At 43.6% G+C, this 20,613-nt stretch carries 22 protein-coding genes; 6 read left to right on the plus strand and 16 right to left on the minus strand.

The window, feature by feature from the left end:
* A partial coding sequence (locus tag ACI882_RS14530; protein ID WP_411748520.1) for an FAD-binding and (Fe-S)-binding domain-containing protein occupies positions 1–2,756 on the minus strand: 2,756 nt, incomplete at its 3' end.
* Between the two features lie 161 nt (positions 2,757–2,917).
* Here ACI882_RS14530 and ACI882_RS14535 point away from each other — a divergent pair.
* Positions 2,918–3,613, plus strand: coding sequence for a FadR/GntR family transcriptional regulator (locus ACI882_RS14535; protein ID WP_411744048.1), 696 nt, complete (start codon positions 2,918–2,920; stop codon positions 3,611–3,613).
* A gap of 172 nt (positions 3,614–3,785) precedes the next feature.
* Here ACI882_RS14535 and ACI882_RS14540 read toward each other — a convergent pair whose 3' ends face one another.
* From ACI882_RS14540 to ACI882_RS14555, 4 genes are all read right to left on the minus strand, one after another.
* A complete protein-coding gene (locus ACI882_RS14540; protein WP_411744047.1) occupies positions 3,786–4,274 on the minus strand; it encodes a GNAT family N-acetyltransferase in 489 nt (162 codons plus the stop codon).
* Positions 4,271–4,882 carry a riboflavin synthase subunit alpha gene (locus ACI882_RS14545; protein WP_411744046.1) on the minus strand — a complete coding sequence of 204 codons (612 nt, stop codon included), beginning with the start codon at positions 4,880–4,882 and terminating at the stop codon, positions 4,271–4,273. Before ACI882_RS14545 ends, ACI882_RS14540 begins: the two co-directional genes overlap by 4 nt.
* A gap of 75 nt (positions 4,883–4,957) precedes the next feature.
* Positions 4,958–5,770 carry a glucosaminidase domain-containing protein gene (locus ACI882_RS14550; protein WP_411744045.1) on the minus strand — a complete coding sequence of 271 codons (813 nt, stop codon included), beginning with the start codon at positions 5,768–5,770 and terminating at the stop codon, positions 4,958–4,960.
* A gap of 414 nt (positions 5,771–6,184) precedes the next feature.
* Positions 6,185–6,508 carry a DUF1820 family protein gene (locus ACI882_RS14555; protein WP_411744044.1) on the minus strand — a complete coding sequence of 108 codons (324 nt, stop codon included), beginning with the start codon at positions 6,506–6,508 and terminating at the stop codon, positions 6,185–6,187.
* 130 nt (positions 6,509–6,638) lie between these two features.
* On the opposite strand from ACI882_RS14555, the gene miaB reads away from it, so the two are divergent.
* From miaB to ACI882_RS14575, 4 genes are all read left to right on the plus strand, one after another.
* Positions 6,639–8,003 carry a tRNA (N6-isopentenyl adenosine(37)-C2)-methylthiotransferase MiaB gene (gene miaB, locus ACI882_RS14560; protein WP_411744043.1) on the plus strand — a complete coding sequence of 455 codons (1,365 nt, stop codon included), beginning with the start codon at positions 6,639–6,641 and terminating at the stop codon, positions 8,001–8,003.
* A 127-nt stretch (positions 8,004–8,130) separates the two neighbouring features.
* A complete protein-coding gene (locus ACI882_RS14565) occupies positions 8,131–9,135 on the plus strand; it encodes a PhoH family protein (RefSeq protein WP_411744042.1) in 1,005 nt (334 codons plus the stop codon).
* On the plus strand, positions 9,135–9,620 hold the full coding sequence (ybeY, locus tag ACI882_RS14570; RefSeq protein WP_411746292.1) for an rRNA maturation RNase YbeY: 486 nt from the start codon (positions 9,135–9,137) through the stop codon (positions 9,618–9,620). The genes ACI882_RS14565 and ybeY overlap by 1 nt, the downstream gene beginning before the upstream one ends.
* Positions 9,617–10,480 (plus strand): HlyC/CorC family transporter, encoded by an 864-nt coding sequence (locus tag ACI882_RS14575; RefSeq protein WP_411745770.1) that lies wholly within the window; start codon positions 9,617–9,619, stop codon positions 10,478–10,480. Before ybeY ends, ACI882_RS14575 begins: the two co-directional genes overlap by 4 nt.
* 66 nt (positions 10,481–10,546) lie before the next feature.
* Here the strand turns inward: ACI882_RS14575 and ACI882_RS14580 are convergent, their stop codons facing one another.
* The 5 genes from ACI882_RS14580 to ACI882_RS14600 form a co-directional block, all read right to left on the minus strand.
* The gene (locus ACI882_RS14580) at positions 10,547–10,750 is read right to left on the minus strand and encodes a hypothetical protein (protein ID WP_411745771.1); all 204 of its coding nucleotides are present in this window, start codon (positions 10,748–10,750) and stop codon (positions 10,547–10,549) included.
* Positions 10,751–10,755: 5 nt separating this feature from the next.
* On the minus strand, positions 10,756–13,401 hold the full coding sequence (locus ACI882_RS14585) for an efflux RND transporter permease subunit (RefSeq protein ID WP_411745772.1): 2,646 nt from the start codon (positions 13,399–13,401) through the stop codon (positions 10,756–10,758).
* Positions 13,402–13,452: 51 nt separating this feature from the next.
* Complete coding sequence (locus tag ACI882_RS14590; RefSeq protein WP_411745773.1) at positions 13,453–13,926, minus strand: methyltransferase family protein; 474 nt, start codon at positions 13,924–13,926, stop codon at positions 13,453–13,455.
* Between the two features lie 136 nt (positions 13,927–14,062).
* The gene (locus ACI882_RS14595; protein WP_411745774.1) at positions 14,063–14,998 is read right to left on the minus strand and encodes a sterol desaturase family protein; all 936 of its coding nucleotides are present in this window, start codon (positions 14,996–14,998) and stop codon (positions 14,063–14,065) included.
* Positions 14,999–15,113: 115 nt separating this feature from the next.
* A complete protein-coding gene (locus ACI882_RS14600; RefSeq protein ID WP_411746293.1) occupies positions 15,114–16,064 on the minus strand; it encodes a LysR substrate-binding domain-containing protein in 951 nt (316 codons plus the stop codon).
* Positions 16,065–16,164: 100 nt separating this feature from the next.
* Between ACI882_RS14600 and ACI882_RS14605 the strand changes: the two genes are divergently transcribed.
* On the plus strand, positions 16,165–16,398 hold the full coding sequence (locus tag ACI882_RS14605) for a hypothetical protein (RefSeq protein ID WP_411745111.1): 234 nt from the start codon (positions 16,165–16,167) through the stop codon (positions 16,396–16,398).
* A gap of 26 nt (positions 16,399–16,424) precedes the next feature.
* Here the strand turns inward: ACI882_RS14605 and ACI882_RS14610 are convergent, their stop codons facing one another.
* The 6 genes from ACI882_RS14610 to proB form a co-directional block, all read right to left on the minus strand.
* Complete coding sequence (locus ACI882_RS14610) at positions 16,425–16,904, minus strand: GNAT family N-acetyltransferase (RefSeq protein ID WP_411745110.1); 480 nt, start codon at positions 16,902–16,904, stop codon at positions 16,425–16,427.
* An 18-nt stretch (positions 16,905–16,922) separates the two neighbouring features.
* Positions 16,923–17,531, minus strand: a complete 609-nt coding sequence (locus tag ACI882_RS14615; RefSeq protein ID WP_411745109.1) for a fumarylacetoacetate hydrolase family protein — start codon at positions 17,529–17,531, stop codon at positions 16,923–16,925.
* A gap of 137 nt (positions 17,532–17,668) precedes the next feature.
* Positions 17,669–17,869 (minus strand): YaeP family protein, encoded by a 201-nt coding sequence (locus ACI882_RS14620; protein WP_411745108.1) that lies wholly within the window; start codon positions 17,867–17,869, stop codon positions 17,669–17,671.
* 84 nt (positions 17,870–17,953) lie between these two features.
* Positions 17,954–18,874, minus strand: a complete 921-nt coding sequence (locus tag ACI882_RS14625; protein WP_411746294.1) for an RluA family pseudouridine synthase — start codon at positions 18,872–18,874, stop codon at positions 17,954–17,956.
* A 20-nt stretch (positions 18,875–18,894) separates the two neighbouring features.
* Positions 18,895–19,473, minus strand: a complete 579-nt coding sequence (locus tag ACI882_RS14630) for a DNA-3-methyladenine glycosylase I (RefSeq protein ID WP_411745106.1) — start codon at positions 19,471–19,473, stop codon at positions 18,895–18,897.
* 9 nt (positions 19,474–19,482) lie between these two features.
* Positions 19,483–20,607 (minus strand): glutamate 5-kinase, encoded by a 1,125-nt coding sequence (proB, locus tag ACI882_RS14635; RefSeq protein ID WP_411745105.1) that lies wholly within the window; start codon positions 20,605–20,607, stop codon positions 19,483–19,485.
* Positions 20,608–20,613 lie beyond the last annotated feature (6 nt).

Below are 20,613 nucleotides of genomic sequence, written 5' to 3' on the forward strand. Positions count from 1 at the left end.
CCACTGTGCTTACTTAAACCAATCTCACAAGTGCGGCTGGTTGATACGCCATATGTGCACGACCTTGTTTGAACCCCTAAGGTTTTTAACGCTGAAGCATTGAGCTCTGGCAGTTGAAAACCTTTATCACCTGCGAAGCCACAACATGCAATGTCTTCAGGTTGCAGCCAATTAGGAGCGAGTGCATCCAGGACTCGTTTGAAGCTTTGTTCTAGCCCTTGTTTTTGCGCACTACAGGTTAGATGTACGGCAACGGCTTTAGTTTCTGGTGTGAGCTTTAGGCGGTTTAAAAGGAAGCGGTCAATAAAAGCGGTGCTGTCGTACAGTTGAATGCCTCTTTTTTGAGCTTCATCTTTCAACTGCAATGAACATGGACTGGTGTCAGACAACACAGGATAGCGGCCGCCACTTGAGACATCCCACAGTGCATCGAGCACTTCGTTCATCATTTGGTTGCCTTGCTGGTTATGCCCTTTTGAGAAGAACGGCTGACCGCAACATAAACCCCTAGTTGGTTGTGGGTATACTACTTTTAAATCAGCTTTTGCTAAGACACTTTTAACGGCATCGGGTATTGCTCCGCGGTCGTCCATTACCGAGCCTGCCATCGATTGAGTTACACAAGATGCCCAATAGACCACTGTATTTAAATCGGTTGGTTCTGCAGCAATGTTGCGCGCATAAATAGGCGCTGCTCGTTTCGGCGTAGTCGATAACCAAAGCGGTGTACGCTGCTTAGTCCACTTGCGTAGAGTAGAGGTCCAGCTTTCTAATCTTTGTGCCCCTACGAGTCTCTGAGCAATGCTTTGTAGCCATAAACCACCACGAACTAAACTGGCGATTGCCGCATAATGTCGAGATAAGGTGGTCGCTAAGGCGCCATACTTATGATTGTTATGCGCTCGTAGTTTTAAAACCAATTCACCGGTGTTGATATCAACAGGACAACTGGTCGCGCATAAGCCTGTCGCGGCGCAACTGTCGATCGCTTGAAGATCAAATGACTTCCGCCACTGAGCTGATATTGGCTCTTGATTCGCTTGCATGCGTTTAAGTTCACGGTAAGCGGTAATGCGCTGCCTCGGTGTTAAGGTGAAATTTTTACTTGGGCAAATAGGCTCACAAAAACCACACTCAATGCATTTATCTACCGTTTCATCAGCTGCGGGCATAGCCTTAAGATTTTTTAGGTGAACGGCTTTGTCATCGTTAATAATCACGCCGGGGTTAAGCAAATTATTAGGGTCGAGTATTGTCTTAATTTTTTTCATCAACCCGTAGGCATCATCACCCCACTCTAAAGCAACAAAGGGCGCCATATTGCGACCAGTACCATGCTCAGCTTTTAATGAGCCACCAAATTCCATGGCAACCATTTGTGCAACTTCATTCATAAATTGGTCGTAGCGATCTACTTCACTTTGCGATTTAAATGATTGAGTAAACACAAAATGTAAATTACCTTCTAAAGCGTGACCAAAAATAATGGCTTCGTCATAATTATATTTATCGAATAAACTTTGTAACCGGCTCACACCTTCCGCTAAATATTCAATAGGGAAGGCTACGTCTTCAATGATTACGGTAGTACCTACTTCTCGCATTGCACCTACCGCGGGGAATGTCCCTTTGCGTATCTTCCAGTATTGATCAATCTCATGGACGCTTTCGGTAAACCCAGTGGTTTTTATAGTCGGTATCGATGCAAGTAACGCATCTACCGCACTTATATTATTGGCCAAATCTGTGGCGTCTTCGCCGCGCACATCCACCAGCAATACACCGCCCTCGGCAGGCAGTTGCAAAGTAAAAGACGGCAACCCTGGCATGTGTTTAACTGATTGAATGGCGCGCGTATCGAGCAGTTCGACAGCATCGACGGAGAGTTTTTTTAGTTCCGCTACTGTTTGTGCACACAAACCTAAATCATCAAAGCCTATCATGGTTGAAGCTCGGTGTTTTAAATCGGGTACGGTTTTAAAAGCAACCTCCGAGATAAAGCCGAGTGTACCTTCCGAGCCCACCATTAAGTGCGTCAGAATATCAACGGGGTCTTCAAAGTCGAGCAAGGCATTTAGCCCATAACCTGTGGTGTTTTTTAATCTGTACTTATGGCGAACTTTTTCAGCCAATTTAGGTTGATTTAATAATTGCTGCCTGAGTTGCGATAGCTGTGACAACAGCTTTTTTTGCTTGATTCTAAAACGCTCTATATTGGTATCTTCACGCGTATCTAACAAGGTGCCATCGGCTAAAATCAAACGTAATCCGTGCAAGGTATGGTAAGAGTTATGTGCGGTTCCGCAACACATTCCGCTGGCATTATTCGCAACAATGCCACCTATTTTACAAGCATTGATAGAAGCAGGGTCTGGTCCAATTTTACGCCCATAAGGTTTGAGTGCACGGTTCGCGTTCGCGCCAATAACACCGGGTTGAATATGGACAACATCGCCTAACGGTTCTACCCGATGAGATACCCAAGCATCGGTCAGCATGACCAATACTGAATCGGTAACCGCTTGCCCAGACAAGGAAGTTCCCGCCGCTCGAAAGGTTAATGGAACCTTATGTTGTGCAGAAAGTCGCAGCAAGGTTTTAATGTCTTTTTCATCATTCGCGTATACGATCAGCTCGGGGACCAATCGGTAAAAGCTCGCGTCAGTTCCGAGTGCAAATAAACGCATTGGATCGGTTACCAAGCGCTCACTTGGCAACTGTTTTTTGAGATCGGCGATAAACTTAGAAATTGACATGCAACGCTCTTATTTTTTAGTTGTTAACAGTGTAACGGCAAATTGAAATAAATTTTCGTGCCTTACACTTCATACTTTAGTGTCATTTTTGCGATGTCCGCTTGCAGTCTCACTCTACAGCACGTTAACTAGACTACTTTATGTAACTGGCCTGACCAATTATGACTAAAACTCAGTATGTACTCGATTACATTCTACTGCAAATCGACACGGATAAGTGGTCAGCCGATGCGGCTTTGCCGTCTGAACGTCAACTGAGTGAGCAACTAAACGTGAGCCGCGCAACTGTACGTGAAGCGCTTTCTACGCTTAAATCTCAAAATATAATTCGCAGTAAACAAGGCAGCGGCCATTGCGTCAATCAACAACAGGAGCCAATAAGGGTGCCTATGTTGTTTGATGCACAATCTGATATCGCGCATCAAGACTTACGTGAATACCGCTATGCCATAGAGGCACAAAGTGCATTTTTAGCGGCGAGTCGAGCCACAAAAGAACAACTTAGAACTCTTGAAAAGGCGCATCAGCGATTACGCATAGCTCATCAACGCAAAGATTTAACCGCGGAGGGCTTGGCCGACGCGCGCTTTCACCTTGCCATAGCCGAGGCCAGCGGTAACCGCATTTTAGCGCACAGCCTGCAAAGCCTTTTTTCATTATTACGTGCGAACGTTGCCGCAAATATTGGTACCATGGAAAAACGCCCCGAAACCCGCTTACGACTCATGCGCCAACACACGGCATTATTCGAAGCTATCTACAATCACAAACCTGAAAAAGCGCGACAAATTGCCCAAGAACACATGGATTTTGTTGACCGAATTCTTAACGAGAATGCTCAGGAAAAAACCCGCTAAAGGGTTGATGACTTACCAACCTAACGTTTACGGCATACCTACGATTTAGACAGGGGATGGTAATATTGGCCGCTGCGAGTACATCCATGTAAGCTCAGCGAAGACATCCATGTCTTCGATGTCCAATATTACCATCCCCTGTCTAAATCTAGTTCTTTGGCTACTTGAAACTTTAACTGCCAGAGATAGCAGGTTTTTCCATGGTGACATGGACTATGCCGTCTTCTAGGTAGGGTTTACCTTGTGTTTCGAAGCCAAATTGACCGTAAAAGCGCTCTAAGTATCGCTGGGCACCGATTCGAATGGGGTAGTTTGGAAAATATTCTACGCAGGCATCGACTGCACGCTGCATTAGCTGTTGGCCTACTTTTTGGCCACGCATGGTGTCACTACAGGCTACTCGTCCAATAGAACAAGCATCAGAATACGACAGCTCTGGTGGCAATATTCGTGCGGTGGCGACAAGTTCGCCGTTAAAGTGCGCTAGTACATGCCAGCACTGGTTATCTTTGCCATCAGGGTCTTGGTAGGGGCAGTTTTGTTCAACGCTGAATATTTTTATACGTAAAGCGAGTAAGTCATAGACTGTTTGTGCTGACAAGACTGAGAACGGTACGCATTGCCAAATAATGTCTTGGCTTGGGGCATGAAATTCAATCATAACTGGCCTGCGTCGCGCATGCGCTCGAGTGTTTCAACAATGGTTTGGGTTTGTGCGTCGTATTCAATATTGACCAAGTCACCTACCTTGGCTTCGCCAAAATTAGTAACAGCTAGTGTTTCTGGTATCAAATACACATTAAAACGATCTTCCAGTACCTCTCCAATGGTTAAACTACAGCCATTCAAACCGACAAAGCCTTTAGTGAAAATATACTTACGTTGCTCTGGCTTTAATTTGAGCCAAATAATGCAATTATTTTCAGGCTGTTCTATTTCGACTATTTCAACCGCGGCTGCGACATGTCCCGACATAGCATGGCCACCGATATCATCACCAAACTTAGCCGCGCGCTCAGTATTCACAAAATCACCAGAGGCTATTTGACCTAAGTTGGTCGCACGAAGCGTTTCCATCATGACATCAAAGTAAGCGCGATTCTGCACGACTTTCGTGACAGTCAGACACACACCGTTAAGCGCGATACTCGCGCCAATCACTAAGCCGTCTTCTTGCTTTGGGGTTAATTCTATAGAAAAGGTTTTAAGCAGAGTTTTTTCTTGTTCGACGCATAGTGGCGTCTTATTTTGAACTATTCCAGAAAACATCAAGGGCTCCGTTATTTCGTATTCGGCAATTGTGGTTCATTGATGACAATGTTATGCCGAATACACCTAAAAAAGCTATTTTAAAGCATCATCGTTCACACGGATATTTAATTGCGCATAAAAGGCAGACTGATCAAAAGCAGCAAGATTGTTGTATTGCATCATATCGATTAACTCACGAATATAATGAACACCACGAATACTATAGCCCTCTAGGCCCCAAGCTAAATATTGGCTGTCGAGATTTAAATTAAGATGCCGTAATTCTTCGCGAATTGCTCGTAAATCTACATACTGTCGATGTGTATTAATATTGCGGAAATAGGCATTAATTGAGTCAAAAACAGTATCAAACACTCTAACTTCGTGACGTTCTGAATCATCCCTGCCTTGCGGAATAAGCCCACAGCCCTTGGTAAAGCACCATTGGCCAAACAAATTTTGCCCTTCAACTGCAAAACGACTCGTTCCCCACGCGCTTTCGTTCGCGGCTTGCGCTAACACCAAAGAAGCAGGCAATACATCGACACGTTGAAACATCTGATAGAAATAAGCTTGAGAGCCGATATCTTCATCAACCTTGTAGTAACTACCGAGCTCTTCAAGGTATGCGTTTTGCCAATATTCTAGTGTAAAACCAAGATCTATCTGGCGAGCGACCACATGCAACCAAGCACGCTCCCCCTCAATACGCTGATTAACTTGCGCGACCATAGGTTCGAGATAATTAAAAAAGGTAGATTTTTTTTCACGGACGTCTTGAATAGCTGCCATATTGGGCAGGCCCGAGAAAGACTCAGAGCTAGAGTTAGAGTCTTCCGCATAAGATAAGGAACTGAGTAGGCCTGCAAGGCCTAAAAGATGTACTACATAGAATCTAGTGAACAAACCCGCACCTCATTGATGTTAGGCGCAGGATTATAAAGCTGATTGATCAATAATCAACCATTTTAGCGCGGGCGTTGATCTTCGTCTTTTTCAATACGAATAGGAATCAACGATGCATCTTTTGACTTAGATTGTGCAATCATCCAGGCCGCTAACACTACAAACATTAACAGAGCTGCCATATTACCTCTCCTGTCACTTGATAACTTGTAACTTCAGTATAGCCTAGGGGAATTAAATCACCAGTCTCTTTACTAGTTCTTCAATCAGCGAGAGATTTCGGCCGTGTCAGTGCATTTTTAACATTAAAAACTAAAATGCTACTCAATTTAATATTAGGGCGCATTCAACAATTGCAACCTTCTAAGCAGTGAGCTGTCAAAGCTAAGGGCATAACCTAGGCACTTTCTTTTCTTAAGACTTCTTAGGTGGAGACATTGGAAACGAGGTAATTGAGCTAACTTTTGAGTCGCTTATCTTCGGCACTCCACCTTTTTCGACTTCGTCTATGCGAATAATGGCGTGCATGGGAACGAAACTGCGTTTTACGCCGGCAAACTCGTTCTGTAGCTTTTCTTCACTAGGGTCAACCAACAATTGGCTGCGCTCACCGAAGATCAGCTCTTCTATTTCAATAAAGCCATACATCTCACTTTGATAGACAGATTCGCAGTAAACTTCATAAACCTTATCTTGATTAAGGAATACCACTCGATAAATTGACTTCTGAATGCTCATAAACCTTATTTCACTTTGAAAAACCGGCAAGTCTACACTTTACACCAGTTTTTTATAGACTCTTGTTGGGATTTGTCTTTACCACAGGTATAATTCGCCGCCTTGAATTTTCAATACCTGATAAGAGCAAATGACCAAAAAACTGTTTATTAAAACCCATGGCTGCCAAATGAACGAATACGATTCTGATCGTATGGTAGATCTATTGGGCGAGAGCCACGGCTATACGCTGACCAACGACGAAACCCAAGCAGACGTTATTTTGCTTAACACCTGTTCGATTCGTGAAAAAGCGCAAGAACGTGTATTTCATCAGCTTGGTCGTTGGAAACACCTAAAAGAAGCTAACCCTGATTTAAAAATTGGAGTGGGTGGCTGCGTAGCTTCTCAAGAAGGCGACAATATAGCCAAACGTGCGCCGCATGTGGATATGATTTTTGGTCCGCAAACCTTACACCGCTTACCGGCAATGATAGACGCAACCGACGCGGCAGCGAAAAAGCCCGACGGTAACCATATTGCTATGGTCGACATCACTTTCCCTGAAATTGAGAAGTTCGACCATTTACCCGCCCCTAAAAGTGACGGTGTGAGTGCGTTTGTATCTATTATGGAAGGCTGCTCTAAATACTGTACATTCTGCGTCGTGCCCTATACGCGCGGCGAAGAAGTGAGCCGCCCATACGATGACGTCATTGCCGAAGTTGCTCACTTAGCAGACCAAGGCGTACGTGAAATCAACTTTTTGGGGCAAAACGTTAATGCTTACCGTGGCCCACGCCATGATGGCGGCGAAGCAGATTTAGCGGAACTGATCACTTTAACAGCTCAAGTTGAAGGCATAGATCGAATTCGGTTTACCACCAGCCACCCTGTTGAGTTCACAGACAGCCTCATTGATGTCTTTAATGACGTCCCTGAATTAGTCAGCCATTTGCACCTGCCGGTTCAAAGCGGTTCTGACCCAATATTATCCGCCATGAAACGCGGCCATACGGCGGCAGAATACGTTGAAAAGATGGAACGTATTCGCGCCAACCGTCCAGATATCAGCTTCTCATCTGATTTCATCATTGGTTTCCCAGGTGAAACAGAAGAAAACTTCTTAGATACCATGAATTTAATCCAAACCATTGGGTTTGATCATTCATTTAGTTTTGTTTATAGCTCTCGTCCAGGTACCCCTGCGGCAGACTTAATAGACACCACGGAAGAACTCGTTAAAAAACAGCGGCTAAAAATTCTACAAGACCGAATTACTTCGCAAGCCGTGCAAATTGGCCGCCGTATGGTCGGCACTACGCAAGTTATTCTAGTGACCGGGGTTTCAGATCGAGATAGCAGCGAGCTTTATGGTCGCAGTGAAAACAACCGCAACACCTTCTTTAAATGTGATGATATATCATTGATTGGTAAGTTCGTCCAAGTCAAAATCACTGAAGCCTTCACCAGCAGCCTAAAAGGCGAGTTGGTCAATCCTGAATCTGCCTATTAAGAGAAATTTAAGCGCGACTATAACCAAATCGTCTTAGAGCCCAGCCGGTTACAACAAAGTCTTTTTGACAAAACAACCTAGCTGGGTATTCTTAAATAATTCGACCATTTTGAGGAATCACCCTACTTTGAGTACTTCGACAGAAGAGCTATCTAGCGATAGCGTTATCACACGCCAAATTACACTCGAACCAGACAATCCACAGCGCCTTGCGTCGCTATGCGGCCTAGCGAATGACAATTTAAAACAAATTGAAGACCGTTTAGATGTCCGTATTCGCAATCGTGGTAACCTATTCGAACTCACCGGGGAAGAAACTCGGCTCACGACCTCTATTGATATTTTGCGTCGCCTATACCGCGAAACAAAAGGCGGTAAAGACTTAGAGCCCGATACCATTCATTTATTTTTGCAGCCTAATGAAGTTGCCCTACTGGCGCAAAAACAAGCCGAAGGCAGTTTGCACGAAGAAAAGCTCTATGTGGTGCATACGCCCAAGCTCGTTGTTCGCCCTCGCGGCGGCAACCAAAAACGCTATGTGCATTCAGTACTTAATCACGATATCAATTTTGGTGTCGGTCCTGCGGGTACGGGTAAAACCTATATCGCCGTCGCCTGCGCGGTCCAAGCTCTGCTAAAAGACGAAGTGCGACGAATTTTGTTAGTCCGCCCTGCTGTTGAAGCCGGAGAGAAGCTTGGATTTTTACCGGGCGATTTAAGCCAAAAAGTAGACCCTTACTTACGTCCGCTTTATGACGCTCTCTATGACATGCTTGGCTTTGAAAAAGTTGATCGGCTTATAGAGCGCAATATTATTGAAGTAGCTCCATTGGCTTACATGCGCGGCCGTACTTTGAGCCACTCCTTTATTATTCTCGATGAAAGCCAAAATACCACGCGCGAGCAGATGAAAATGTTCCTTACGCGCATTGGTTTTGGTTCTACTGCAGTAATTACCGGTGACCCAACGCAAATTGACTTACAAAAAGGTCAAAAATCAGGCCTTAAACACGCCATTGATGTTCTAGCTGGCGTTCCTGGTATTAGTTTTACGCACTTTGCTTCTGGCGATGTTGTGCGGCACCCTTTGGTGCAGCGAATAGTTGATGCTTATGAGGCGGATGAATCTTAATGCCCATCGAAATTGATTTCGAAAATGCTTCAAATTTCGACGCACCGAATGAGCAAGACTGCTTAACTTGGGTGCAGTCGGCACTTGCTGGCCATAAAGACCAAGCAACGGTCTCTATTCGCATAGTCGACAGCACTGAAAGCCAACAGCTTAACCGAGACTATCGCGGCAAAGACAAACCAACCAATGTACTGTCCTTTCCTTTTGATGCCCCTCCGGGCGTCCCTGAAGAGGCGTTCGACTATATGTTAGGTGATTTAGTGGTATGCGCACCCATCGTCATTGAAGAAGCGCAGACACAAAATAAAGAAATTAGGCACCATTGGTGTCATTTGTTGGTCCACGGCACCTTGCATCTTTTAGGTTTTGACCATATTAAGGATGAAGAAGCCGAAACAATGGAACAAATGGAACGCGACATACTCGCAACATTGGGTGTGCCCGATCCTTACTTAGATACTTCAAGAGGATTAACAAAGTCATGAGTGACGACCGACCCACGAGTCGAAACCCCGGAAAGAAATCGTTCTTAGAACGCTTAGGCGGTGCCTTTACCGGGGAACCGAAAGATCGAGAAGAACTACTCGCCATCGTACAGGAGGCGCATCAAAACGAGATTCTCGATGATGATTCACTCCGTATTATGCAAGGTGCAATGAATGTTTCTGATTTGCATGTGCGAGATATCATGATTCCTCGTTCCCAAATGGTCAGCTTAGAGCATGATGAAACTATTAAAGAATGGACGGCAAAAGTAGTCAGTTCAGGACACTCACGCTTCCCTGTGCTAGGGGAAAGCAATGATGAAGTGATTGGCGTATTGCTCGCAAAAGATTTGCTTTCCCTTGGCCTCAATGCCGACTTCAATGAAGAGGAAATGCAAAAAGCGCTCAAATCTATCGTTCGTAGTGTAACCTTTGTTCCAGAAGCAAAACGCGTCAATGTTCTCTTAAGGGACTTCCGACGAAATCGCAGCCATATGGCGATTGTTGTCGATGAATACCGTGGTATTTCTGGCCTAGTCACCATCGAAGATGTACTAGAAGAGATTGTCGGGGAAATCGAAGACGAACATGATGATGAAGCGATAGCGAACATCGAGCAAGATGGAAATGGCGGCTACATTGTTCAAGCATTAACGCCAATCGATGACTTCAATGACCACTTCGATACCTCATTCAGCGATGAAGAATTTGACACCATCGGTGGCGTCATTATGCATAACTTTGGTTGTGTTCCAAAACGTGATGACACCATTGAACTAGATGACTTAAAAATTCGCGTCACTACGGCAGACAACCGTCGGGTGAAAGCATTCGAGATCAAAACCGAATCATCCGATTAATTCGGAGCCTCTGCGAATAAAAAAGGCGAGAATTACTCGCCTTTTTTATTACTCTAACCGTTTAGCTTACCGTTCATTGCCGTGTTTATAATGCCCTGTTGCTTTTGCCATCATCAGCTGCTGCTCAACAAAACCACTCGATTCTAATTTGACAATAAATTTCGCTCCGGCCTTTCCGCTTATTGAACCTGCTTTTCGACCATTGTGCGTAAAAAAAACACAACCCTCTTTAGTTATTTGATACTCAAACCCAAGATCCTTTTCTGGCATTTACGTTAATCCTCTGACCCAGAGCTTTCATTGGCTCTTTCCAATTTGAGCTTTTCAACATCAAACGGTCGCACCATTAATATAAGCCTTGGTAGTAATGTCAAAGAACCTAATAAAGCAACCGCCATGGCCAAAGCAGTGAGTAAGCCAAAGTATATCGTTGGTTTGAAATTCGATAGTACTAAAATCGAAAAGCCCATTATGATTGTGATGGACGTATAGAAAATTGCTTTACCAATTGATTGATGACTGCGGCGTAAGGCATTCACGTAACTGCCATCACGAGAAAGTTCTCGTTTATATCGAACGATGTAATGAATGGTGTTATCAACAGCAATACCAATGGTGATACTGGCAATGGTAATGGTCATCATATCAAGTGGAATGCCTAGCCAACCCATGACACCTAGCACCATTGTTGCCGCAATTAAATTTGGCACCATTGCAATGAGCGACAATTTCAGGTTTCGGAATAAAATTAGAAACATCAGCATAATGCCGGCAAACACCGCACTTAAGGTCATTATTTGCGAAGAAAACAAACTCTGCAGCATATTGTTATACAGTACCATCATGCCTGTTAAAGTTACTTGCCCTGGTCTAAAGCCAAGCTCTTCAACTATATCCCGCTCTATTTCTTTGAGTAAGATGTCACGCTTTAGCCCTTCTAACGAATCAACAATACGCACGTTTATACGTGCTTGATTATTCGCGACCGACACATAAGGCGATACCACAATGGCGCGAAACTCTTCAGGAATAACCCCGTATAGCAGTGCTAACTGGATATTCGAAAGCGGCTTACCGTCGTTAAAGTCTTCGGCAATATCCATCATGGTGGCTAAGCTGAGTACCTTTCCTGTTTCAGGACGCGCATCTAAGTATTCATGGATTTTTTTGATCGCGCTCATTTTATCTGAGGTAAACCAATATTTATCTGGATCATCATCGCCAACAAAATCATCTTCAAAGGAGCCAATATCTTCACTGCCCATTGAGAAAAAATCTTCGTCAATAAAATCACTAGTACCTTCGTCTAGAAAGTCCTCGGATAAATCGTCTAAAAACGGATCATCAGTTTCATCGATTACCGCTGATTCGGGAATCTGAGCTACAGATTCAATAGTTACTTGCGGTTGATCACCATTAAAATCAATTATTATATCTAAAGGCGTTGTACCACCTAAGCGCTGATCAATAACCGTCATGCCTTGATAAATTTCAGTTCCTTTTCCGAAATAATCAATAAAACTATTTTCCACAATAAGCCGAGAAGCTCCGACAATCGTAAAGGCAATCAGTATCACAGTGCCGGTGATGATGAGTCGGCCTCTGCGCAAGGTTATTTTCGCGATGGTTCGAGTTAAGGCATTACTTTGCTTACCCTCCCCTGTCGTTTTATCTTTGCCTATCAACATGAGCATGGCGGGAAATAAAATAAAGGTCATCAAAAACGCGACGGTAATTCCCACGGTCATCATCCAACCAAAATTTATCACCGGCCGAATACCACTGGATATCAATGAAACGAATGCAACGCCGGTTGTCAGTGCCATATAAACACAAGGAATCGCAATGCGGCGAATTGTCATAACTACTAAGTCGCGCTGATCCCAATCTAAATGTTTACGTAATAACTCTCGATAGCGCACCACCAAATGAATATTCATCGATAGAGTTAAAATAAGCAGAAGCGAAATGAAATTGCTGGATATCACTGTGATCGGCCAACGCCACCAGCCAAGTAAGCCAATCATCGCTAAGACAACCGCACTGGCACAGACTAACGGCAGTATCACCCAGCGTGGTTGGCGAAATATAACGATTAAAGTAATGATAATGAGTAGGAAAACACCGACACCAAAGGTGGTTAAATCATTTTTTACAAAGCGGATAATATCATCGGCGATCATTGGTACGCCGCCTAAGTGGATTTCACCGTATTGTTCATACCCTTCAATTATCTCTCGTATGGCTTCAATATCATTGTGCAGCAACTTACCTTGTTTAGAGTTATGCTCATAAATAAGTTCATCAACTAAGTTCAATTGCTGCTTATCAAGACTAGTCGGGGCAACTTGATATTGCTCGCGCAGATTTTTGCGCATGTTAAGTAAATTGTTCTTGGTTTCATCAAAAGGGAAGTTAATTTGCAGTGCGGTGGTGTTTTCTTCTAAGTTAAGCAGTAAGTTAACGTAAAGTGGGCTATTGGCGAGCTCGTATTGTGCTTGTTCTAAATCGGCAGTTGGGTCCTCCAAGGTTTTTATGTTGGAAACTAACTGGGACATGGGTACAGGTGGATTTGACAGCAGAGGGACATCCATCACACTGACAACAGACTCAACACGACCAATCAAGCGTATTTCATCACGTAATTGCGTTAATATTTCTAAAGACGATGCGCTAAATAGAGGTACTTCGGGCGTAAAAGTTAATACTAGGAACTCACCAGCTCCATAGCGCTCTGATATTTCCCTGAAATACTCAAGTGACTGATCATCTTCAAGCAGTAAGCTTTCGGCGGAGGCATCTAAGGTAAAATGCCTAGCCTGAACAGCCAAAAATGTAAGACCAATAAATACCCAAAACAGAAGCCAATGCGACTTTTCTTGCACCAGCCGTTCATAGTAAGCCTGAGCTCGTTGAAACATCCCTGAAGACCCTTATTTGCATTTAACTAAGTCTAACAGTGTAACTGATTTTTAAGACTCGGCTTTAGAAATCCTTATCCAGCGGGGTACTTTTTGACAATACTGCTGGTAATCTATACCAAATCGAGTCATAAGCGCATCCTCTTCATGGCAAACATAAAGCCTACCAAGGATTATTGGCAATACTGCAACCACCAACCAAGGTGACAAACTACCTACCCAAATAGTTATGCCAGCAGCAATAAATATAATACCTAAATAACCGGGGTTTCTACTGAATTTATAAAGCCCTTTATCAACAATGCGAGAAGGCTGGCCATTAGCATCAAATGGCGCACCAAATCGTTGTAAATCTCGCTCTGAAATAATGTTAATAATCGCACCCAAAGCAATAAATGCTAAACCGATATAATTTAGCGGATAAGGGAACAACAGTGTAACGGGTTTGACAAAGTGCAGTACAAACACGGCTAGCATCGCTAACATGCCAATGCTTGGAGGCAAAATAGGTGGCTTGGCAGACATAACAGCTCGACAAAAAGTGAATTAACAACATAATAATGGATAAAACGCCCAGATACAGGCGTCGAAAGTCATGGCTTTTGAATCAAATTAAGAATATTGAGATCTCAAAAGGCAAGGAACAACCTTAATCCACTAATTAAGTAGATTTATTTGGCAGCTCTACCTCTTCAGCCTCAATGGTTGGCCGAACATACTCTGGTGGAGCCCATAAATGTTTTAACCGCTGACCTAGAGGACCAGGTCGAAGTACGTCTTTCCACATATCGACAAATTCTTGAAAGTTCAGTTTAATCGGGTTATGTGATTTAATTTGTCGGGTGGCAATGCCGTAATCTACTTGCTCCTGCTCTTCTTCATAGGTGCCAAACCAACGATCGAAGACAATAATCACGCCGCCATAATTTTTATCAATGTATTGCGGGTTGCGACCATGATGTGCCCGGTGGTTACTTGGTGTATCAAAAATATACTCTAGCCAAGGGTGTAACTTACCAACCGACTCCGTGTGGATGAAAAATTGATAGCCCAAATCTACAGCATATAAAATAAATACAACACCCGGGTGAACGCCCAATAAAACTAACGGCATAAAGAACAACCACCAGCCAGTGATGGGGTACAACATAGACTGACGAAAGGCGGTCGACATGTTCATCTGCTCACCGGTGTGGTGCACGACATGAGCCGTCCAGAACCAACGAACTCGGTGACTGGTTCGGTGAAACCAGTAGTAGCAAAACTCTACAGCGATAAAGATCGGTAAAATTGTCCAAAGGTTAATTGGAATGGTAAAAAAACGTTGATCCCAAAACCAAAATATCGCAGTACCCACAAACAAGACATGAACAATGAGTTCAAATACTTGGTAGGCACCGCCTAATGACAAGTTGGTAAAGGTATCCATCCAAGCGAATTGTCGTTTCATATAATCACCCGACTTACGACGACGCATATATTGCCACTCAAGCAGAAAAGAGAGCGCAAAAATAGGCGATAAGCCAATAAGAATAACCTGCTTCCAGTCGATATGGGCACCAAAGGTGCTTTCCATCCAACCTATTAATTCCATCATGGCAATACTCCCGAATTTATTTATTATTATCAAAGCAACCGCTATCACGGTTTACAAAATGGAACCTGTATCGTAAAACAATTTGATGTCTTTAGCACTTAGGATCAACGAGTGCCTAACAGCCTTTAGTCGGCTTGATTTCTGAATAAACCAGCCGGTTACCTTCTGGCATTGGATGATCATTTAGAAACTGTTCGGCTTCTGCTTTAATCCACCGTACAAAGCGTTGCACTTTATCGCGCTTGTAAAATGGTTCTGGGGCGCATAAAAAATAGTGAAAAGTTGATTCTACTTCTACATTCCCTATCTGCACTAACAGCCCTTGTTTAATGTATTTTGCCGCGACACTATGACGTACCAAGGCAATACCTTGCACCGCTAATGCGCCTTCCAGAACTAAATGAACTCCTGTGTATGATAACGAAGGTTTGATTGCGCTTTTTTTAACGCCCGCCAAATCTAGCCAGTAATGCCAGTTCATATCGGGCCGTGCGTCTTCGATCAAATCATATTGAGTAACATCGCTTAGTGTACTAATTGGGTGTGACTCTAAATACAAGGGGTGACACACAGGGTAAAGGCGATCTTTCATCAACAGTTCACTTTGCAGCCCTTGGTAGTTGCCAAGCCCAAAGCGAATACAAAGGTCGATTGGATCAACTCGAAAATCAACTAAGCGATCTAATGGCATGGTTAATATTGTTAAATCAGGAGCCACTTTAGAAAAGTTACCGAGCCTAGGCACCAACCACTGCTGTGCAAATGACGGCAGAGTCGAAATCGCCAACTTAGTTGGGTCTGGGTCTTGTCCAAGCAAGTTAACCCCGTCTTGCAACGCATTAAAACTGGTTTGAACATAAGGTAAAAGCTGTCGCCCGGCTTCTGTAAGCCGTACCTCACGGTGATGGCGTTCAAAGAGCTTAATGTCGAGTTTTTCTTCGAGCTGCCTTATTTGCTGGCTCATAGCCGCAGGCGTAATAAACAAGCGTTCTGCAGCCAGCTTAAAGCTGCCTGCTTCCGCCGCCACATAAAAATAGAATAAACCTTGCAAGGGTAAATGGTTCACTTAAGTTTCTCTTAACTGAGTGGCATTTTATATCGTTTGTCAAAATAGCCTAGAACCCTTAGATTATCAGGACATAAACAAATTCTGCAAGGAGAAAATCATGACCACTCAAGATCAAGTTAGATTTACTAACACCAAAAGCGAACCTATATCCTTGGATTTGAGTTTCTTTGCGTCATTTAAGCGCACACTGAGTCTGCTAAAGAAAAATTTAGAAGATAAACGTGCTTATCAAAATATGGCTCAACTTCCTGATTATATGCTCAAAGATATGGGCGTCGGTCGCAATGAGATACAAACAAAGCTAGAAAACCCGTGGTGGAATATTAAGTAATGATGCTTAAAGTATGGCCTTTAACTTCAAATGAGAGTTAGCTCCATTTGATACAATGGCCATTGAACGCCTTCAAATACCTTAAAAGCAGGTTCACGCTCTACAACGCGAAAGCCAAGTGACTGATAGCAATTAAATGCGACTTGGTTTGCTTGAAACACAGCCAGCGAGATCGATTGTGCGTTTGATTTTTCTTTAGCTTGCGCAATTGCTAGCTCAATAAGGCGTTTGCCGAACCCTCTGCCCTGAGCATATGGCGCAATGACCACGCGACAGAGTCTTTGCTCTGTTTTAGAAATCTGTTGGATCTCGAAAAAGCCAACCATTTGATTTTGGTCGGTTAAAACATAAAACTCAGCTTCCGAACAATTCGAGCGACTAATAATGGCCTTGAGGCTCAAAGGCCAACCAAATATGCGACCACCCCATGTTAGAGACTCATCCTTAGTTTTAAACCAATTATTTAAGCCAGCGGCATCTTTTGGTTCGAAGGGAATTAGTTTCATCTTCTACGGCCTTAGATTTTATGCAACCTGCCACTCTTTGCTCACGATAACCTGCCCTTGGTAGCGAACTTCAGCTTGATAAAGATCTCCACGCTTTAACTCACCAACGCCCTTGGGTGTTCCTGTCATCACGATGTCTCCATCGGTTAGGGTCATGAACTGCTGAACTTCATGCAAGATTACATCAGGCTTATACATCATTAAGCTAATATCACCTTGCTGAATTGACCCACCATTGATAGTGAGCTCGAAACTCAAAGCTCCAATCTGTTCTGGTAATGCAACAAAGCTACTGAAAACAGCCGAGTCATCAAAGCTTTTAGCGCGCTCCCATGGTAGGCCTTTATTGCGTAACTTAGTTTGCAAGTCTCGTTTGGTTAAATCTAAACCAATACCCACACCGACAAACCGCCCATTTTTGACTAAAAAACTCAATTCAGCCTCGTAGTGAATCGATTTTTTTTGTGTTTTAGGCTGATCGCCAATCGCAGAGTTCGGCTTTACGAAAACCACCATCTCATCTGGAATTTCGTTACCTAGCTCCTGAATGTGCTCAACGTAATTTCGACCGATACAAACAATTTTGCTGGGGTAAATCGGTTTCGATAAAAAGGAAACAGCGTTCATTAGTCATACCTCTAAAAAATCAGTATCGTCATAGTCTTGTATCGCTTAGGTGTATCTATTGTTAACTAGCGGTTTACTATCGACGTTATTAAATGTTACGTTTCTTTGCTGGCCCGCTATAACATAATGGGTAGTGGCTATTCATCTTTATGATCACTGAGCACCAAGTTTGCTGCAGCAAAGGCTGCGTTGCTTCGAACGTCCTCTGGAAGGCTCTCATTAGCTGCAATGTCATCTAATGCTTTAATAGCGCAGCTAATGGCTTGAGCGATGTAGCCCACATCACCGCTGCCTATTTGATTAATAAAACTTTTTGTTTTTTCACTGTATGGATACATTTGAAACTCTCTGTTAAAAAATCACATTATAGTCAAACAAAGAAACGTTTAGATTCGTCAAACTATATAGGCTCACCGAGCCTCTTAACGGTGAAGATTGATAAAATTCTGCCACGCATCTGGATAGTTGTTATCGACAACAATTTCAGTACCACTATTGGCATCCAGTTGTAAGGTTAGTTGATAAGCACAAAGCAAATGATGCGTGGTCGCAATCATCTCTTCGTCTTCTAAGGTTAAAACATTATTAATTCGCTTCAAAAAGTAGCTGCCTTCATGTGCATATACTTTATCGCCCACAATAGGATGGCCTAAATGTGATAGATGCGCTCGTATCTGATGCTTACGCCCAGTAAAGAGCTCACACTCAATCACTGAGTAGCTTGCCATTTTTCTCAATACCTTAAATTGAGTATGACTGTGTTTACCGGGCACACCAGGTTCCGCTATATGCATCTGGCATCGTATTGGACTTTCTGGTATTTGAGCCAATGTGCATTCGAGGGACTTAGTTTGCCAAGTCGGCACGCCATAAACCACCGCGTGATATATTTTCCGTTGCATTAACTGACTAATCTTAGGCTGCCATTTAGAGGCCAACTGTTTATTCTTAGCAAGCAATACAATCCCTGAGGTTTCTAGATCAAGCCGATGTAAAAGGTGCGCATCCGGCCATTGACTTTCTCGCCGTACAAGCTGCACTAAGGTATTGTAAATATTCCGAGTAGTACGACTAACAGGTAAGTTTGCAGGTTTATGCACCGCTATAATTTCGTCATTCTGCCAAAGTAGATGCCATTGAGTATTCACCTCTGGCTCATGGTAGTTATTTAAACTGTATTGAAGTTCATCACCCGCATTAAGTATACTTTTTAAGGAGACGTTTTGAGCATTGACCAATAAGGTTGACGGATCAAGCAATGCTAAAAGACTCTCAGGCTCTCGAAAAGGGAAACAGGCAAGAATACTTTGCTGAACAGTGATACCTGAAAATTTATGTGGCACGGTATAGTGAAACTTAGCTCTCAACGCTTATTCGCCAAGGCTTTCGTTTCTTCATATACATGACAGCCAACTAGATGATCATTAATGATCCCGACAGCTTGCATAAAAGCATAACAAATTGTTGGTCCGACAAAATTAAAGCCTAATTTTTTTAAGGCTTTCGACATTGCACGGCTATTTTCAGTTTCAGTAGGAATATCAGCCATTGTAGCGCATTGATTCACGATCGTTTTACCGTCAGTAAAACTCCAAATAAAATCACTAAAGCTTTGACCGGATTCCTCCAGCGCAATATAGGCGCGCGCGTTTCGGCGCAGTGATTCAATTTTAAGTTTATTTCGAACAATTCCGGTATTTTCCATCTGTTTAAGACAGTCATTGTCGGTCATCGCGGCCATTTTAACTGGATCGAAATCAAAGAAGGCTTCTTGATAGTTTCTTTGTTTGCGTAAGATGGTAATCCAGCTTAGCCCGGCTTGCTGACCATCTAAGCAAAGCTTTTCAAATAATTGCTGGTTATTATATTCAGGGCGCCCCCAAACGGTGTCATGGTAATGCTGATACTGTTCGTCTTCTCCACACCAGTCACACCGTTTCATAGTTTATCCTTAAATTAGTACTAAATTATCTCGATGAATAAGTTCTGGCTCATTCAAGTAACCTAAAATTGTATCGATTTCAGCCGTGGGCTTACCCATAATTTTAAACGCATCGTCGACATCGTAATTCACTAGCCCTCGAGCTAATATTTTACCTTGCTGATCTAATACCGCGACACATTCGCCACGCTGGAATCGCCCAGCTATATTTTTTACACCGACCGCCAGCAAGCTTTTGCCTTGCTTCACTAAAGCGTTGACGGCACCGTCATCGAGAGTAATTTCACCTTTGGTTTGCAGTTGGCCTGCTAACCACTGTTTACGCGCAGCAATGGGTTCGAGCTCTGGTGATAAGTGAGTGCCTACTTGTTCGCCAGCGCGCAACCTACCTAATACATTGTCGATACGTCCACCGACAATAACAGTAATGGCGCCAGAGCGTGCTGCCAATTGTGCCGCACGAACTTTGGTGGCCATTCCGCCTCGACCTAGTTTTCCACCATCACCTGCGACGGCGACTAATTCTGGGTCAGTGGCGATGGCTTGGGTTATCAATTCAGCATCTGGATTACTACGTGGGTCTGCATCGTACAACCCATCTTGATCGGTCAACAATATCAAAGCATCTGCTTCGACCAGGTTGGTAACTAATGCGCCTAATGTATCGTTATCACCAAAGCGAATTTCATCGGTGGCAACGGTGTCGTTTTCGTTAACAATAGGAATAACGGGTAATTCGAGCAATGCGCTTAACGTGTTTCGTGCGTTTAAGTAACGTTTACGATCTGATAAATCTTCATGCGTTAATAATATTTGCGCGGTATGTATGTCATGACGTGCAAATGAGTTTTCATACGTTTGCACCAACTTGGTTTGACCAACAGCGGCAGCGGCTTGTAATAGCTCCATTGAGTTAGGTCGTTCTTGCCAACCTAAACGCGACATACCAGCGGCTACAGCGCCAGATGAAACCAATACAATTTCAACACCCTGTTGCTTTAATGCAGCGATCTGTTCTGTCCATTGCTGGATTCGGGCAAGATCGAGCCCTTTACCGTCATTGGTTAACAGCGCGGAGCCAATTTTTACCACCCAGCGCTTACCTGCGGTCAGTCTGGCTTTAGAATTTGCCACCACCAC

The sequence above is a fragment of the Reinekea sp. genome (assembly GCF_046710285.1).
In the GTDB taxonomy this organism is placed as follows: Bacteria; Pseudomonadota; Gammaproteobacteria; order Pseudomonadales; family Natronospirillaceae; genus Reinekea.

What these genes read in the sequence shown, in the direction of transcription:
- ACI882_RS14540 (WP_411744047.1), bottom strand. Translation starts at nt 4,274, where the DNA reads ATGATTGAATTTCATGCCCCAAGCCAAGACATTATTTGGCAATGCGTA.
- ybeY (WP_411746292.1), top strand. Translation starts at nt 9,135, where the DNA reads ATGCCCATCGAAATTGATTTCGAAAATGCTTCAAATTTCGACGCACCG.
- ACI882_RS14555 (WP_411744044.1), bottom strand. Translation starts at nt 6,508, where the DNA reads ATGAGCATTCAGAAGTCAATTTATCGAGTGGTATTCCTTAATCAAGAT.
- ACI882_RS14580 (WP_411745771.1), bottom strand. Translation starts at nt 10,750, where the DNA reads ATGCCAGAAAAGGATCTTGGGTTTGAGTATCAAATAACTAAAGAGGGT.
- ACI882_RS14585 (WP_411745772.1), bottom strand. Translation starts at nt 13,401, where the DNA reads ATGTTTCAACGAGCTCAGGCTTACTATGAACGGCTGGTGCAAGAAAAG.
- ACI882_RS14595 (WP_411745774.1), bottom strand. Translation starts at nt 14,998, where the DNA reads ATGATGGAATTAATAGGTTGGATGGAAAGCACCTTTGGTGCCCATATC.
- ACI882_RS14615 (WP_411745109.1), bottom strand. Translation starts at nt 17,531, where the DNA reads ATGAACGCTGTTTCCTTTTTATCGAAACCGATTTACCCCAGCAAAATT.
- ACI882_RS14545 (WP_411744046.1), bottom strand. Translation starts at nt 4,882, where the DNA reads ATGTTTTCTGGAATAGTTCAAAATAAGACGCCACTATGCGTCGAACAA.
- ACI882_RS14605 (WP_411745111.1), top strand. Translation starts at nt 16,165, where the DNA reads ATGACCACTCAAGATCAAGTTAGATTTACTAACACCAAAAGCGAACCT.
- miaB (WP_411744043.1), top strand. Translation starts at nt 6,639, where the DNA reads ATGACCAAAAAACTGTTTATTAAAACCCATGGCTGCCAAATGAACGAA.
- ACI882_RS14610 (WP_411745110.1), bottom strand. Translation starts at nt 16,904, where the DNA reads ATGAAACTAATTCCCTTCGAACCAAAAGATGCCGCTGGCTTAAATAAT.
- ACI882_RS14535 (WP_411744048.1), top strand. Translation starts at nt 2,918, where the DNA reads ATGACTAAAACTCAGTATGTACTCGATTACATTCTACTGCAAATCGAC.
- ACI882_RS14620 (WP_411745108.1), bottom strand. Translation starts at nt 17,869, where the DNA reads ATGTATCCATACAGTGAAAAAACAAAAAGTTTTATTAATCAAATAGGC.
- ACI882_RS14630 (WP_411745106.1), bottom strand. Translation starts at nt 19,473, where the DNA reads ATGAAACGGTGTGACTGGTGTGGAGAAGACGAACAGTATCAGCATTAC.
- ACI882_RS14590 (WP_411745773.1), bottom strand. Translation starts at nt 13,926, where the DNA reads ATGTCTGCCAAGCCACCTATTTTGCCTCCAAGCATTGGCATGTTAGCG.
- ACI882_RS14575 (WP_411745770.1), top strand. Translation starts at nt 9,617, where the DNA reads ATGAGTGACGACCGACCCACGAGTCGAAACCCCGGAAAGAAATCGTTC.